At 62.2% G+C, this 15,093-nt stretch carries 17 protein-coding genes; 11 read left to right on the forward strand and 6 right to left on the reverse strand.

The annotated features are described in order from the left end of the window. The first annotated feature begins 7 nt into the window (after positions 1-7). From LPA34_RS02365 to LPA34_RS02415, 11 genes are all read left to right on the forward strand, one after another. A complete protein-coding gene (locus tag LPA34_RS02365; RefSeq protein WP_228974476.1) occupies positions 8-379 on the forward strand; it encodes an SMR family transporter in 372 nt (123 codons plus the stop codon). 93 nt (positions 380-472) lie between these two features. Beyond that, positions 473-1,624, forward strand: coding sequence for a DegT/DnrJ/EryC1/StrS family aminotransferase (locus tag LPA34_RS02370; RefSeq protein WP_228974479.1), 1,152 nt, complete (start codon positions 473-475; stop codon positions 1,622-1,624). A gap of 6 nt (positions 1,625-1,630) precedes the next feature. Continuing rightward, the gene (locus LPA34_RS02375; protein ID WP_228974481.1) at positions 1,631-2,683 is read left to right on the forward strand and encodes a glycosyltransferase; all 1,053 of its coding nucleotides are present in this window, start codon (positions 1,631-1,633) and stop codon (positions 2,681-2,683) included. Further along, positions 2,680-3,618 carry a formyltransferase gene (locus LPA34_RS02380; RefSeq protein WP_228974487.1) on the forward strand — a complete coding sequence of 313 codons (939 nt, stop codon included), beginning with the start codon at positions 2,680-2,682 and terminating at the stop codon, positions 3,616-3,618. Before LPA34_RS02375 ends, LPA34_RS02380 begins: the two co-directional genes overlap by 4 nt. Then, positions 3,615-4,661: a bifunctional UDP-4-keto-pentose/UDP-xylose synthase gene (locus LPA34_RS02385; protein ID WP_228974489.1), complete on the forward strand. Its 1,047-nt coding sequence runs from the start codon at positions 3,615-3,617 to the stop codon at positions 4,659-4,661. Before LPA34_RS02380 ends, LPA34_RS02385 begins: the two co-directional genes overlap by 4 nt. Positions 4,662-4,675: 14 nt before the next feature. Continuing rightward, entirely contained in the window at positions 4,676-5,572 is an 897-nt protein-coding gene (locus tag LPA34_RS02390) for a polysaccharide deacetylase family protein (RefSeq protein WP_228974492.1), read from the forward strand. Positions 5,573-5,705: 133 nt separating this feature from the next. Continuing rightward, positions 5,706-6,167 carry a peroxiredoxin gene (locus LPA34_RS02395; protein ID WP_228974495.1) on the forward strand — a complete coding sequence of 154 codons (462 nt, stop codon included), beginning with the start codon at positions 5,706-5,708 and terminating at the stop codon, positions 6,165-6,167. 21 nt (positions 6,168-6,188) lie between these two features. Next, the gene (locus LPA34_RS02400) at positions 6,189-6,437 is read left to right on the forward strand and encodes a hypothetical protein (RefSeq protein ID WP_228974497.1); all 249 of its coding nucleotides are present in this window, start codon (positions 6,189-6,191) and stop codon (positions 6,435-6,437) included. A 101-nt stretch (positions 6,438-6,538) separates the two neighbouring features. Next, a complete protein-coding gene (locus LPA34_RS02405) occupies positions 6,539-8,368 on the forward strand; it encodes a PhoH family protein (protein WP_228974499.1) in 1,830 nt (609 codons plus the stop codon). A gap of 211 nt (positions 8,369-8,579) precedes the next feature. Next, positions 8,580-9,800 carry an NlpC/P60 family protein gene (locus tag LPA34_RS02410; protein ID WP_228974501.1) on the forward strand — a complete coding sequence of 407 codons (1,221 nt, stop codon included), beginning with the start codon at positions 8,580-8,582 and terminating at the stop codon, positions 9,798-9,800. 99 nt (positions 9,801-9,899) lie between these two features. Further along, positions 9,900-10,706, forward strand: coding sequence for an SDR family NAD(P)-dependent oxidoreductase (locus LPA34_RS02415; protein ID WP_228974503.1), 807 nt, complete (start codon positions 9,900-9,902; stop codon positions 10,704-10,706). A 29-nt stretch (positions 10,707-10,735) separates the two neighbouring features. On the opposite strand, the gene LPA34_RS02420 is transcribed toward LPA34_RS02415, so the two are convergent. From LPA34_RS02420 to priB, 6 genes are all read right to left on the reverse strand, one after another. Continuing rightward, positions 10,736-11,746 (reverse strand): inorganic phosphate transporter, encoded by a 1,011-nt coding sequence (locus LPA34_RS02420; RefSeq protein WP_228974505.1) that lies wholly within the window; start codon positions 11,744-11,746, stop codon positions 10,736-10,738. A gap of 1 nt (position 11,747) precedes the next feature. Beyond that, positions 11,748-12,374 (reverse strand): DUF47 domain-containing protein, encoded by a 627-nt coding sequence (locus tag LPA34_RS02425; protein ID WP_228974506.1) that lies wholly within the window; start codon positions 12,372-12,374, stop codon positions 11,748-11,750. A 117-nt stretch (positions 12,375-12,491) separates the two neighbouring features. Then, a complete protein-coding gene (locus LPA34_RS02430; protein WP_228974508.1) occupies positions 12,492-13,880 on the reverse strand; it encodes a replicative DNA helicase in 1,389 nt (462 codons plus the stop codon). Positions 13,881-14,034: 154 nt separating this feature from the next. Then, on the reverse strand, positions 14,035-14,487 hold the full coding sequence (rplI, locus tag LPA34_RS02435) for a 50S ribosomal protein L9 (RefSeq protein WP_228974512.1): 453 nt from the start codon (positions 14,485-14,487) through the stop codon (positions 14,035-14,037). Positions 14,488-14,514: 27 nt separating this feature from the next. Further along, positions 14,515-14,790, reverse strand: a complete 276-nt coding sequence (gene rpsR, locus LPA34_RS02440; protein ID WP_074264854.1) for a 30S ribosomal protein S18 — start codon at positions 14,788-14,790, stop codon at positions 14,515-14,517. A gap of 2 nt (positions 14,791-14,792) precedes the next feature. After that, complete coding sequence (gene priB, locus LPA34_RS02445; protein WP_228974515.1) at positions 14,793-15,092, reverse strand: primosomal replication protein N; 300 nt, start codon at positions 15,090-15,092, stop codon at positions 14,793-14,795. Between the last annotated feature and the right edge of the window lies 1 nt (position 15,093).

Consider the following 15,093-nt stretch of genomic DNA (forward strand, 5'->3'; position numbering starts at 1 on the left):
CTCGCTGATGAACCCTATTTCCCTTTTCTGTATTCTCGCGGGCGTTTCGCTGAACGCGGGCGCCCAGTTGCTGCTGAAGGCGGGTACGAATGCCGTTGGACACTTTGAATTCACCCGTGCGAACATCATTCCTGTCGCATGGCGGCTCGCGACGCAACCGCCCATCATCGGCGGTCTCGCCTGCTATGTGATCAGCGTGGCGGTGTGGATCGTGGGGCTGTCGCGGGTGGACGTATCGATTGCCTATCCGATGCTTTCGCTCGGATACGTCGTCAACGCGTTCGCCGCCTGGTATCTGTTCGGCGAAATCATGTCGGTCCAGAAGCTGGTCGGCATCGGCATCATTCTCGTCGGCGTTGTCGTGCTGGCGCGAAGCTAGTCGCAATGGCGCGGCGCGCGTAGCACAGCGGGCTGGGCCGCACATAACCAGCCGAAGCGCGAAATTGCACACTTTTTATAGAGCACTGCATTCATGACTGAGTCAACCGTCCCGTTTTTACCGTTCGTCCGCCCGGAAATCGATGAAGAAACGATTCAGGGCGTAGCCGACGTGCTGCGTTCCGGCTGGATCACGACCGGCCCTCAGAACCAGCAGTTCGAAGCGGCGCTGTCGGCATTCTGCGGCGGCCGTCCGGTGCGAACGTTCAATTCCGGCACGGCGACGCTCGAAATCGGCCTGCGTATCGCGGGCGTGAAGGAAGGCGACGAGGTCATCACGACGCCCGCGTCGTGGGTCTCGACAAGCAACGTGATCCTCGAAACGGGCGCGACGCCGGTGTTCGTCGATATCGATCCGAAAACGCGCAATATCGACCTCGATCTGCTCGAAAAGGCGATCACGCCGCGCACGAAGGCGATCATTCCGGTGTATCTGTCCGGCCTGCCCGTCGACATGGACCGTCTGTACGAAATTGCCCGCGCGCGCAGGCTGCGCGTGATCGAAGACGCGGCACAGGCGTTCGGCTCGACCTGGAAAGGCGAGCGCATCGGCAAGATCGGCGATATCGTGTCGTTCAGCTTCCACGCGAACAAGAACCTGACGTCGATCGAAGGCGGCGCGCTCGTGCTCAACAACGAAGACGAAGCGATTCTCGCGCAGAAGTACCGCCTGCAAGGCATCACGCGGACCGGCTTCGACGGCATGGACTGCGACGTGCTGGGCGGCAAATACAACCTGACCGACGTCGCGGCGCGCGTCGGTCTCGGCCAGTTGCCGCATCTCGAACGCTTTATCGCGCAGCGCAAAAAGCTCGCGCGCGCGTATTTCGCGGGCTTCGAGGGCGGCGCCGCGGTGAAACTCGGCATGGGTCTGCCGCTTGCGGATTTCGAAAACAGCAACTGGCACATGTTCCAGATCACGCTGCCGCTGGAACGACTCTCGCTCGATCGCGCCGGTTTCATGGCGCAACTGAAGGAACGCGGGATCGGCTCGGGCGTGCATTACCCTGCGATTCACCTGTTTTCGCTGTATCGCGCGCGCGGCTTCAGGGAAGGCATGTTCCCGCACGCGGAGCGCTTCGGCGCGACCACGGTCACGCTGCCGCTCTTCACGCTGATGAACGAAGACGACGTGGCGCGCGTGTGCCGCGCGGTCAATGAAATTTGCGAACAATACGGAAAATAAGCGGAAATGAGCCAAACGGAACATCACTCCGTCGTGCCGGAAGTCTCGATCGTCATTCCGGTGTACAACGAGGAACAGGGTCTCGCGGCCCTCTTCGATCGCCTGTATCCAGCGCTCGACGCGCTGGGCACGACCTATGAAGTGGTCTTCATCAACGACGGCAGCCGCGACAAGTCCGCCGCCATCCTCGCCGGACAGTTTCGCGCCCGGCCGGACGTGACGCGCGTGATCCTGCTGAACGGCAACTTCGGCCAGCATATGGCGATTCTCGCGGGCTTCGAGCAGTCGCGCGGCGAGATCGTGCTCACGCTCGACGCGGACCTGCAGAACCCGCCCGAGGAAATCGCGAAACTCGTCGCGAAGATGCGTGAAGGTTACGACTACGTCGGCTCGATCCGCACGCAACGTCAGGACAGCTTCTTCCGGCGCAAGGCGTCGCGCGCGATGAACCGTCTGCGCGAGCGCATCACGCGCATCAAGATGACCGACCAGGGCTGCATGCTGCGCGCGTACAGCCGCCAGGTGATCGACACGATCAACCGCTGCGGCGAAATCAATACGTTCATCCCGGCGCTCGCGTACACGTTCGCGCAGAACCCGGTTGAAATCGAGGTCGCGCACGAAGAGCGTTTCGCGGGCGAATCGAAGTATTCGCTGTACAGCCTGATCCGGCTGAACTTCGATCTCGTGACCGGGTTTTCAGTGGTGCCGCTGCAATGGCTGTCGTTCATCGGCGTGATTCTTTCGTTCGGGTCCGCGGCGCTCTTCGTGCTGCTGCTGATTCGCCGCTTCGTCATCGGGGCGGAAGTGCAGGGTGTGTTCACGCTGTTCGCCATCACGTTCTTCCTGCTTGGCGTGATCATTTTCGCGCTCGGGCTGCTCGGCGAATACATCGGGCGCATCTATCAGCAGGTGCGGGCGCGGCCGCGCTATCTGGTGCAGACCATCCTCCAGCAGCGCGACGGCGCGACCGTCACGCAGACGCCGCGCCAAACCATCGTTCAGGGTGTGCAGAACCTGCAGAACGCGCCCCTGATCGACCTGGACTCGCAGTCATGAAGCCACGCGCGGTCGTATTCGCGTATCACAACGTCGGCGTGCGCTGCCTGCAGGTGCTGCTTGCGCGAGGCGTCGACGTCGCGCTGGTCGTCACGCACGAAGACAGCCCGACCGAGAACATCTGGTTCGGCAGTGTCGCCTCTGTCGCGGCCGAACACGGCATTGCGGCCGTGACGCCGGCCGATCCGCGCAGCGCCGAGCTGCGCGCGGCGGTGAGCGCCGCGCGGCCGGATTTCATCTTCTCGTTCTACTACCGGCATATGCTGCCGGTCGACCTGCTGGCGATCGCCGCGCGCGGCGCGTACAACATGCACGGCTCACTGCTGCCGAAATACCGCGGCCGCGTGCCGACCAACTGGGCGGTGCTGAACGGCGAAACGGAAACCGGCGCGACGCTGCATGAGATGGCCGCGAAGCCCGACGCCGGCGCGATCCTCGCGCAGACGCCCGTGCCGATCCTGCCCGACGACACCGCGGCGCAGGTCTTCGACAAGACTACCGTCGCGGCCGAACAGACGCTCTGGCGCGTATTGCCCGCGCTGCTCGCCGGCGAGGCGCCGCATCTGCCGAACGACCTGACGCAAGGCAGCTACTTCGGCGGCCGCAAGCCCGAGGACGGCCGTATCGACTGGAGCAGGCCCGCACAGCAGGTGTACAACCTGATCCGCGCGGTCGCGCCGCCCTATCCCGGCGCGTTCACCGATATCGGCAGCGAACGGTTCGTCGTCGCGCGCGCGCGACTGGCCCGTCCGGGTGCGATCCAGTCAGATTTGCCCCCGGGTCTACACGTAAGCGATAATGCCGTTTTTGCGATATGCGGCGACGGCCGCGCGATCGCCATCCACGAATTGCGGCACCAGCGCGACGGGCAGGAAACTGTCGTCACCCCCGCCGGGTTCGCCCAGCTCATTCACTCTTCCCGCCATCCTTCATGAAAAAAGTCCTGATTCTGGGTGTGAACGGCTTCATCGGCCATCACCTGTCCAAGCGCATTCTCGAAACCACCGACTGGGAAGTGTTCGGGATGGACATGCAGACCGAGCGCCTCGGCGACCTCGTCAACCATGAGCGGATGCACTTCTTCGAAGGCGACATCACGATCAACAAGGAGTGGGTCGAGTATCACGTGAAGAAGTGCGACGTGATCCTGCCGCTCGTCGCGATCGCCACGCCGGCCACGTATGTGAAGCAGCCGCTGCGCGTGTTCGAACTCGACTTCGAGGCCAACCTGCCAATCGTGCGTTCGGCCGTCAAGTACGGCAAGCATCTGGTGTTTCCGTCGACGTCGGAAGTCTATGGCATGTGTTCGGACGAGCAGTTCGATCCGGATGAATCCGCCCTCACCTACGGCCCGATCAACAAGCCACGCTGGATCTACGCGTGCTCGAAGCAGCTGATGGACCGCGTGATCTGGGGTTACGGCATGGAAGGCCTGAATTTCACGCTGTTCCGTCCGTTCAACTGGATCGGCCCGGGCCTCGATTCGATCTACACGCCGAAGGAAGGCAGCTCGCGCGTGGTCACGCAGTTCCTCGGCCACATCGTGCGCGGCGAGAACATCAGCCTCGTCGACGGTGGCGCGCAAAAGCGTGCATTCACCGATATCGACGACGGCATCGGCGCGCTGATGAAGATCATCGAAAACAAGGGCGGCATTGCGTCGGGCAAGATCTACAACATCGGCAACCCGGTGAACAACTTCTCGGTGCGCGAACTGGCGCACAAGATGCTTGCGCTCGCCGCCGAATTCCCGGAATACGCGGATATGGCGAAGAAGGTGCAACTGGTCGAGACGTCGTCGGGCGCCTACTACGGCGCGGGTTATCAGGACGTGCAGAACCGCGTGCCCAGGATCGACAACACGATGCAGGAGCTCGGCTGGAAGCCGGTTTCCACATTCGACGAAGCGCTGCGCAAGATTTTCGAAGCGTATCGCGGGCATGTGGGCGAAGCGCGCGCGCTGGTCGAACAGCATTAAATAAAGGGTCGACCTTGCCTCGTATCGTTCTGAAGATCGACGTCGACACGTTGCGTGGCACCCGTGAAGGCGTGCCGAATCTCGCGCGCATTTTCGACCGCTTCAAGGCGCGCGCGACGTTTCTTTTCAGCCTGGGGCCCGACCATACCGGCTGGGCGATGCGCCGGGTGCTACGACCGGGGTTCCTGAAGAAGGTGTCACGCACCTCGGTGGTCGAGCATTACGGCGTGAAGCAGCTGATGTACGGCGTGCTGCTGCCCGGCCCGGACGTCGGCGCCCGCGCGGCGTCCGAAATGCGCGCGATTCACGAAGCCGGCTTCGAGTGCGGCATCCATACATGGGATCACGTGTACTGGCAGGACAACGTCCGCGCGCGTTCGCGTGAATGGACCACCGGCGAGATGCAGAAGAGCCACGCGCGGTTCATCGAAGTATTCGGTTCACCGCCCGCCACGCACGGCGCGGCGGGCTGGCAGATGAACGGCCATGCATTCGAGCAGATCGACGCGTGGGGCATGCAGTATGCGTCCGACGGCCGTGGTCATTCGCCGTACTTCCCGGTCGTGGGCGGGCGGCAGCTATCGCACGTGCAGATGCCCACCACACTGCCGACACTCGACGAAGTGCTGGGTGTCGACGGCGTGGATACCAGTAACGTGGCGGCCTGGTATCTGAAACTCACCGGGAATAATCCGCGCGATCACGTGTTCACCCTGCACGCGGAACTCGAGGGGCAGAAACTCGCGCCCGTCTTCGAACAGCTGCTCGACGGCTGGCGCGCGCAGGGCTACACGTTTGCGACCATGGGCGACTACCACGCCACGCTGGACCGCGGCACGCTGCCATCGTACCCTGTCGCGTGGGGTGAAATTCCTGGCCGCTCCGGCGAACTGATCGTCCAGCCCGACTGATCCGCGCCGCGTTCTGCCGGCCAGGCCGCGTACCGCGCCGGTTTGCCGATCCGCTTATTTCCCCGCTCGATGCTCAAGATCCGGCACCGCCGTTTCACCGCGGCGCGCCGGCCAATAACAAACGGAGAACCTCGTGCCCATCGCAGTCGACCAACCCGTCCCCGACTTCACCGCTGCCGCGACCGGCGGCGAATTCACGCTGTCCAGTCTTCGGGGCAAGAAGGTGGTGCTGTATTTTTACCCGAAGGACAACACGCCGGGCTGCACGACCGAAGGCCTGCAGTTCCGCGACCTGTATCCGAAGTTCAGAAAGGCTGGCGCGGAGATTGTCGGCGTATCGCGCGACAGCGTCCGCTCGCATGACAACTTCAAGTCGAAGCTCGAATTGCCGTTTCCGCTGGTATCGGATCCCGAAGAAACGCTGTGCCTGCTCTTCGGCGTCATGAAACTGAAGAAAATGTATGGCAAAGAAGTACGGGGCATCGAACGCTCGACGTTCCTGATCGACGGCGACGGCGTGCTGCGTCACGAATGGCGCGGCGTCAAGGTGCCAGGGCATGTCGACGAGATTCTGGAAACTGTACAAGGCCTTTGAGCCGCGTTATATTGGGCTGTAATGAGTGACTGTCCATCCCATTCTTTCCGCCGCTGCGCCGCCGCCAATGGCACCCTTGACGGCAACTTTGACGCCGGGTTCGATACCGCCGCCGTCGAAGAAGTGAGGCGCCACGCGACGACCGAAGTCGAGCCGCTTGCTCCGTTTGCCGGGGCGGCGGCTTTTTTATTTGCGCGAAGCCGCTCTTTCGTTCAGCAACGCGTTTTCCTCAAGGAGCTCATCGAAACTCAGGCGAACCGGCATTTCTAGACCAAAGCGCGTCTCCGGACGCAAACTGCGTGCGCAATTCGGGCACGACAGGATGCGACAGGCGACGCACGATATGTGACCCGCTTTTTTCGAGGGAAACCATGCCTTTGCCTACCGCACCCAGCAAGCTCGGCAATCTCCTGCCGCCTGACGAATACAAGGCGAAAGCCACCCCGGCGGCCAAATCCGCCCGCAAACAGGCGCACGAAGGCGAGCCGGCGCAGACAGCCGCGCCAGTAGCCGACATCGGCCGCGCCAATGTCGCGACGCCGATGTCGCATGCGGCCAACGCCGCCACGACGCTGCGCCCCGTTCCGGCAACGCCCGCCGCCGAAGCGCCCGCGCGCGGACGCCGGCAGAAACAGACCGCCGCGTTGCTGCAACCGGTGCCGGCCGCACGCGCCGAGCCGGAGCAGCCCGCCGCACAGCCTGTCGTTGCCCGTGCGGGCAAACAGGCGGACGTAGCCACGCCCGCTGCAGCCGCACCGGGCACCCGTGGCACGGCGAAAAACCGTAGCCGCAAAACGAATGATATCGATATCCACAAGCTCTTCGTGCTGGACACGAATGTGCTGATGCACGATCCGAGCTGCCTGTTCCGGTTCGAGGAACACGACGTCTATCTGCCGATGATGACGCTGGAAGAACTCGACAACCACAAGAAAGGGATGTCGGAAGTCGCACGTAACGCGCGCCAGGTCAGCCGGACGCTCGACGCGCTCGTCGCCAACGCGGGGCAGATGTCGGAAGGCATTTCGCTGTCGCGCCTCGGCAGCCGCGAGGCCGCCGGACGCCTGTATTTCCAGACGAAGCTCACGCACATCGAGCCGGTTGAAGGCCTTCCGCAAGGCAAGGCGGACAACCAGATTCTCGGTGTCGTGCGTGCGTTGCAGCGCGATCGCGAGGACCGGCAGGTCGTGCTGGTGTCGAAAGACATCAACATGCGGATCAAGGCGCACGCGCTCGGACTGCCCGCTGAAGACTACTTCAACGACCAGGTACTCGAAGACAGCGACCTGCTCTATTCCGGCATTCGTGCGCTGCCGCAGGACTTCTGGACGAAGCACGCGAAGGGCATGGAAAGCTGGCAGGACACGAAGACCGGCACGACGTATTACCGCGTCACCGGTCCGCTGTGCGCGTCGATGCTCGTCAACGAGTTCGTCTACCTCGAACCGCAGAACGGCGAGCCGGCGTTCCACGCACTCGTTCGCGAACTGAACGGCAAGACCGCGCTGCTGCAGACGCTGCGTGACTACGGCCACCACAAGAACAATGTGTGGGGCATCACGGCACGCAACCGCGAACAGAACTTCGCGCTCAATCTGCTGATGAATCCGGAAATCGATTTCGTCACGCTGCTGGGTCAGGCGGGTACCGGCAAGACGCTCGTCGCGCTGGCGGCGGGCCTCGCACAGGTGCTGGACGACAAGCGCTACAACGAAATCATCGTGACGCGCGCGACGGTGCCAGTCGGCGAAGACATCGGCTTCCTGCCCGGCACGGAAGAGGAAAAGATGCAGCCGTGGATGGGTGCATTCGACGACAACCTCGAAGTGCTCCAGAAAACCGACGATGCTGCCGGTGAATGGGGGCGCGCCGCCACCCAGGAATTGATCCGCTCGCGCCTGAAAGTGAAAAGCATGAACTTCATGCGCGGCCGGACGTTCGTCGACAAGTATCTGATCATCGATGAAGCGCAGAACCTGACGCCAAAGCAGATGAAGACGCTTGTCACGCGGGCGGGTCCGGGCACGAAGATCATCTGTCTCGGCAATATCGCGCAGATCGATACGCCGTACCTGACGGAAGGCAGCTCGGGCCTGACGTACGTAGTCGACCGCTTCAAGGGCTGGGCGCACAGCGGACACGTGACGCTGGCTCGCGGTGAACGCTCGCGACTGGCCGATTACGCATCCGAAATCCTGTAGTTTTTGTCAGTCTTTCTGATCGGAAAGCCGCGCCGGATGAATCCGGCGCGGCTTTTTTCATGACCTCGCGGTTCATTCCCGTTTCGCGACAGCAACATTTAGCGCATGAACTTCAAGTAAATTATCAGGTTTTGTTGCCCGGCCCATGCCAGACGGGCTACCATCGGCACATCTTCGCCTTAAGCGGACGTTTACGCCCGTCCGCGTTGCCATGCGCCGAACCGGGTTTTCGCTGCTGATCGTGCTTCTGCTCGCCGCCTGCTCGGGCGCGCCGCAGAAGACGACGCGTGGCCCGGCCGCTTCGACCACATCGAACGCTGGCGCATACCGGACCACTCCGCCCGGCTTCCCCAATTTTGTCGATCACACTGTCGGACGCGAGGAAATCTCGATTCAGGCGATGAGCCTTGTCGGCGTGCCCTATCGCTGGGGCGGCAACACGCCGGACAGCGGCTTCGACTGCAGCGGGCTGGTGCGCTACGTGGTATCGCGCGCGGCATCTGTCAATCTGCCCCGCACGACGGCGGACATGAGCAGTCGCGGCGAATCCATCGAACCGGATGAAATCGCCACTGGCGATCTGATTTTCTTCAACACGACCGGACGGCCGCACTCGCACGTCGGCATTTATGTCGGCAAGCTTCGCTTCGTGAACGCGCCATCGACCGGTGGCACCGTGCGGATCGACTATCTGACGAACCCATACTGGGCAAAGCGATTCGACGGCATCCGGCGGGTTGCGCCGCCAGCCAGCAAACCCGCGCCGTTCGATACGCCGACTTATCAGGCATCCGCCACGCCTGAGTCCGGCAGCCCGTCCCCGGCGCAAATGACTTCACGGCCGCCAGCGCAATCCGCTTACGCCGGGGCGAGTGGCGCTTCCGTCGCGCCTTTGACGCGAACCGTCGCCAGCACACCGCGTTCGATACCGCCAGTCGCCACCGCTGCAATCGTCACTACGGCAACGCCGCCGGCCGCGATCGCGGCTGTTCCCGCTGCGCCAGGCTCAGCATCCGCCGACCCGTTCGAGCCGCCTCCGCCCGGCATGACCGCCGCCCAGATACAGGCACGCGCAGCGGGTGCGACTTCACCGGGTGTCGTCTCCGGTGCCGCGCGAACCCAACCGGATGCGGACGCTTATGCGTCTCCCCAGATCGACGTTTCCGCATCTTCGCGCCCGCCGTTGCCTTCGACCGCCACCAACCCGGCGCCAGACGCGATCGACGCCGCCGCCGACGCCTTCGAACCGCCGCCATCAGCGACTGTCGCTGCACAGCAGGCGCAACAAGCCCAGCAGATACAAACACCGCCGCAACCCAAAGACGATGGCGGCGTACGGATCATGCGCGCCTCCACCGCCTCTCGCCCCCTTCCCGCGCCCACGCAAACCGGCGACGATCCGATTGCCCGTTTTGCTAACGGCAGTTTCTGACTTTCCGCCGACTCAGTCCATATGCCGTTCGGCCGACTCGCCGCCGGTCCGGGGCTCTGCTATCGTTGCCCATATTCTCCTGATAGCGGGTGACAAGCGATGGATCTCGGTCTGAAAAACAAGGTGGTGCTGATCACCGGCGGCAGCAAAGGCATCGGGCTTGCGTGCGCACGCGCGTTCGCAACGGAAGGTGCGAAAGTTGCAATCGTGTCGCGCGATCCCGCCAATCTCGCCCGTGCCCGTGAGCAACTGGCGAAAGAGGGTCTGCATGTGCATTTAACGCGCGCGGATCTGCACGAGCCCCACAGCGCAGCGGACGTCGTCGAGGAAGCCAGCCAGGCAATGGGCCCGATCGATATCCTGATCAACAGCGCCGGGGCGGCGAAACGCTACGATCCGGAGACACTCGATGCCGCAGCATTCAAGGCAACGATGGACGCCAAATATTTTCCGTACATCTATCCGCAGCAGGAAGTGCTGCGCAGAATGGTCGAGCGCATCAAGGCGGGCGGCGGATCGGAGCCCGGCACCATCGTGAATGTCATCGGCATGGGCGGGAAGATCGCCAGCGACATCCATATCGCGGGCGGCGCCGCAAACGCGGCGTTGATGCTGGCCACGGTAGGGCTTGCGCACTATTACGCGCGCTACGGCATCCGGATCAACGCGATCAATCCGGGCGCCACGCTCACGGAACGTGTTGAAGAAGCATTGAAGCTGGAAGCCAGCCAGCAAGGCATTGGCACGGACGAGGCGCTCACGCGCGGACAGGCGAAGGTGCCGCTTGGGCGTTTCGCAAAGCCGGAGGAAATCGCCGACGTCGCGTTGTTCCTCGCGAGCCGGCGTGCAAGCTACGTCACCGGGGCGATCATCCCAATGGATGGCGGTAGCGCGCCGCTCATCTGATGCGAGCCGGTGCGCGAGGCTTCAATGATTCATAGCAGGCGGTGTCCAACCCACCATCCGGCCGCGGCGAGCACCGCGGAAGCCGGAATCGTGAGAATCCAGGCCCAGACGATATTGCCCGCAACGCCCCAGCGCACGGCACTCAGCTTTCGCGTCGCGCCCACGCCGACAATCGCGCCAGTAATCGTATGCGTGGTCGATACCGGGATGCCGAGCGAGGAAGCGATGAAGAGCGTGATCGCGCCACCCGATTCGGCGCAAAAACCGCCAACCGGTTTGAGCTTCGTGATCTTCTGCCCCATCGTGCGAACGATACGCCAGCCGCCGAACAGCGTGCCGAGGCCCATCGACAGATAACAGCCGCCGATCACCCAGATCGGCGGGGCATCGGCGGTTGCCGAAGCGTAGCCCGTCGCGATCAACAGCATCCAGATGATGCCGATGGTTTTCTGCGCGTCGTTGCCGCCATGGCCGAGGCTGTACAAACCTGCGGACACCAGCTGGAGACGCCGGAAGCGCCGGTCGACCTTGCTGGGTGGCGTACGGAAGTAGAGCCACGATACCGCCAGCATGAAGAACGATCCGAGCACGAAACCGAGCAGCGGCGAGATGAAAATGAACGCGACCGTTTTCAGAAGACCGTCGAGGTTGAGCGAGCCCCAGCCCGACTTCGCGAGTGCCGCGCCAACAAGACCGCCGATCAGTGCATGCGACGAACTCGAAGGAATGCCGTAGTACCACGTGACGATATTCCAGCCGATCGCGCCAACCAGCGCACCGAATATGACGTAATGGTCGACGATTTCCGGATCGATCGTGCCCTTGCCGACCGTCTGGGCGACCTTGAGGTGAAAGATGAAATACGCGATGACGTTAAAGGCCGCCGCGAATGCCACCGCCTGTTGCGGTTTCAGGACACCGGTCGACACGACGGTTGCAATCGAATTCGCGGCGTCGTGGAAGCCGTTCATGAAATCGAAAACGAGCGCAACGGCAACGAGGGCTGCGACAACCCAGATAGCAAGTTGAATCGATTGCATCTCAGGCGTTTTCCAGCACGATGCCTTCGATGATGTTTGCCACATCCTCGCATTTGTCGGTGATCGTCTCGAGCAGTTCGTAAATTGCCTTGAGCTTGATCAGGGTCTTCACATTGTCTTCTTCGCGGAAGAGTTTCGATATCGCGGCACGCAGCACGCGGTCCGCTTCCGATTCGAGACGGTCGATGTCTTCACACGCTTTCAGGATCTGGCTCGCCTGCTTCATGTCCGACAGCAGGCCAACCGCGAACTGCACACGCTCGCTCGTGGCCGTGCAGATATGCGCCAGCTGGCTCGCTTCCGAGGTAACGGCCTGCACGTCGTACAGCGAAATGGCGGTCGCGACGTCCTCCATCAGGTCGAGGATGTCGTCCATCGTCGTGATCAGTTTGTGGATCTCGTCGCGGTCGAGCGGCGTAATGAAGGTCTTGTGCAGCAGGTCGATCGTTTCGTGTGTCAGTTTGTCGGCGGCTTTTTCGGCGGCCTGCACGTTCTGCTTGTGGATCTCGGCATCCGACAGGTTATCGATCAGCAGCTCGAGTTCGTGGCTCGCCGATACGATACAGGCGGCGTGCGCGTTGAAATATTCAAAGAACTTGCCCTCGGTGGGCATGAATCGACCGAACATTGGGATCCCGGAAATTGGTCACGATTATGACTGACATAAAACCGCAATATTGTACCGTCGCGGCCGGGAGGCCGCACTTGTGAGGGCGTGGTTACAACAGATCGGGCCGCTACGGCTTTACTCGCCGTAGAAATTCTGAGCACCCGCAAAATTGTCGAACTTCGTGAATTGACCGTGGAACGTGAGCCGAACGGGTCCGATCGGACCATTCCGCTGTTTACCAATGATGATCTCGGCGGTGCCCTTGTCCTGGCTGTCCGGGTTATAGACTTCGTCACGATAAATGAACAGGATCACGTCGGCATCCTGCTCGATAGCACCGGATTCCCGCAGGTCGGACATGATCGGGCGCTTGTTGGGTCGCTGCTCCAGGCCGCGATTCAACTGCGAGAGCGCGATGACCGGCACGTCGAGTTCCTTCGCGAGACTCTTGAGCGAACGGGAAATTTCTGAAATTTCGGTCGCCCGGTTTTCACCCGACGACGATGAACCGCTCATCAATTGAAGGTAATCGATGATGATCAGGCCCAGCTTGCCGCATTGACGCGACAGACGCCGCGCCCGCGAGCGCAGTTCCATCGGGTTCAAACCGCCGGTTTCGTCGATGAAAATCTGCGCCTCGCTCATTTTCTGCACGGCGTGCGTGAGCTTCGGCCAGTCTTCGTCGGTCAGGCGCCCGGTTCGCATCCGGTGCTGGTCGAGCCGGCCAACCGACCCGAGCATACGCATCGTCAGCTGTGTACCCGGCATTTCCATCGAGAACACGGCCACCGGCAGACCATACTCGACCGCGACATATTCGCCGATGTTCATCGAAAACGCGGTCTTACCCATCGAAGGCCGCCCCGCGACGATGATCAGCTCGCCGCCGTGCATGCCCGATGTCATCCGGTCGAGGTCGACGAAGCCTGTCGGCGTCCCCGTGACGTCGCTCGGATTCGCGCTGTGGTACAGCGTGTCGATCCGCTCGACGACCTGCGTCAGGAGCGGCCCGATTTCCAGGAAGCCCTGTGTGCCGCGCGCGCCGTCTTCGGCGATCGAAAACACTTTCGATTCGGCCTCGTCCAGCAACTGGCGCACTTCCTTGCCTTGCGGATTGAATGCATCGGCCGAAATTTCGTCGGCGACCGAAACGAGGCGGCGCAACACCGCCCGATCCCGCACGATTTCCGCATACCGGCGAATATTCGCCGCACTCGGCGTGTTCTGCGCGAGCGCGTTGAGATAGGCCAGCCCCCCGACGTCATCCGCCTTGCCCGACGTGCCGAGTGCCTCGAAGACCGTGATCACGTCGGCCGGACGCGTTGCCGCGATCAGCTTGCCGATATGTTCGAAGATGATCCGGTGGTCGTAGCGGTAAAAATCGCTCTGCGACAGGAAATCCGCAATGCGGTCCCATGCCGCGTTGTCGAGCAGCAGGCCGCCGAGTACCGACTGTTCGGCCTCGATCGAGTGCGGCGGGACTTTCAGCGATTCAAGTTGGGGATCTTTCGACGGTGCGTTCATGGAGACGGATTATCGTGCAAATGGCGGCGTCGGGGAACCACAAAGACAGCCTCCGACGCCCGGTGCCGTAAACGCAAAGGCGGGAGCCGGTTTCCCGGCTCCCGCCTTTGTGCCAGAAACAGCCTGGCGTACTACCTCGTTACCAGACGCCGCCTTAAGCGTGTTCGCCCAGCACCGACACCGTCACATCGACGAGCACGTCGGTGTGCAGCGAGATCTGCACCGGATGATCGCCGACCAGCTTGAGCGGACCTTCCGGCAGACGGACCTGCGCCTTTTCAACTGCGAAGCCTTGCTTGACCAGCGCGTCTGCGATGTCGGCGTTCGTCACCGAGCCGAACAGACGGCCGTCGACGCCAGCCTTCTGGCCGATCTGGACCGTCGAGCCGGCCAGCTTTTCGCCTTGGGCCTGAGCGGCTGCCAGCTTTTCAGCGGCGACCTTTTCGAGTTCCGCACGGCGGACTTCGAATTCAGCGATCGCTTCCTTCGTGGCACGGCGGGCGCGCTTGTTCGGGATCAGGAAGTTACGTGCGTAACCGTCCTTGACCTTGACGATATCGCCCAGGTTACCCAGGTTGACGACTTTTTCGAGAAGAATGATCTGCATTCGGATGCTCCTTGTTGCGTCGTCGGGTTAGGCCTTGTGCTGGTCGGTATACGGCACGAGCGCGAGGAAACGCGCGCGCTTGATTGCCGTGTCCAGCTGGCGTTGATAGTGCGACTTCGTACCCGTGAGACGCGCCGGCGTGATCTTGCCGTTCTCGCCGATGAAGTCCTTCAGCGTTTCGATGTCTTTGTAATCGATCTGGTCGACACCAGCTGCCGTGAAACGGCAGAACTTCTTGCGCTTGAAGAGCGGATTTTGTTGCTGACGACGCTTGTCGAATTTCTTACCAGTCGGGCGGGGCATGTTCAGTCCTTTCCAATGTCCTGCAATTCTGTGATGTGAAACACCAGGGTTCGTGCGTTGCGGCTCTTTTTGGCCAGAAAACCGGTGAAGAGCGTTTCGACGCCCATTCCACACTTTTCAAGCCTGCCACTCGTCTCGCCGGCGGCCACCGCCGGCATGGTCAGTTCGACTTGCCGCGTAATGCCGGCTTCGACGACTTCCGTGCGGTGAAGCAACGTACAGCTTGCAATCGGAACGCCGGCGGGGGTGTACCGCACCGGTTCGCGTTCGACGACGCTGCCTGTCAGTTGCAGCCTGTTCACG

The sequence above is a fragment of the Paraburkholderia gardini genome, from assembly GCF_907164575.1.
GTDB lineage: Bacteria > Pseudomonadota > Gammaproteobacteria > Burkholderiales > Burkholderiaceae > Paraburkholderia > Paraburkholderia gardini.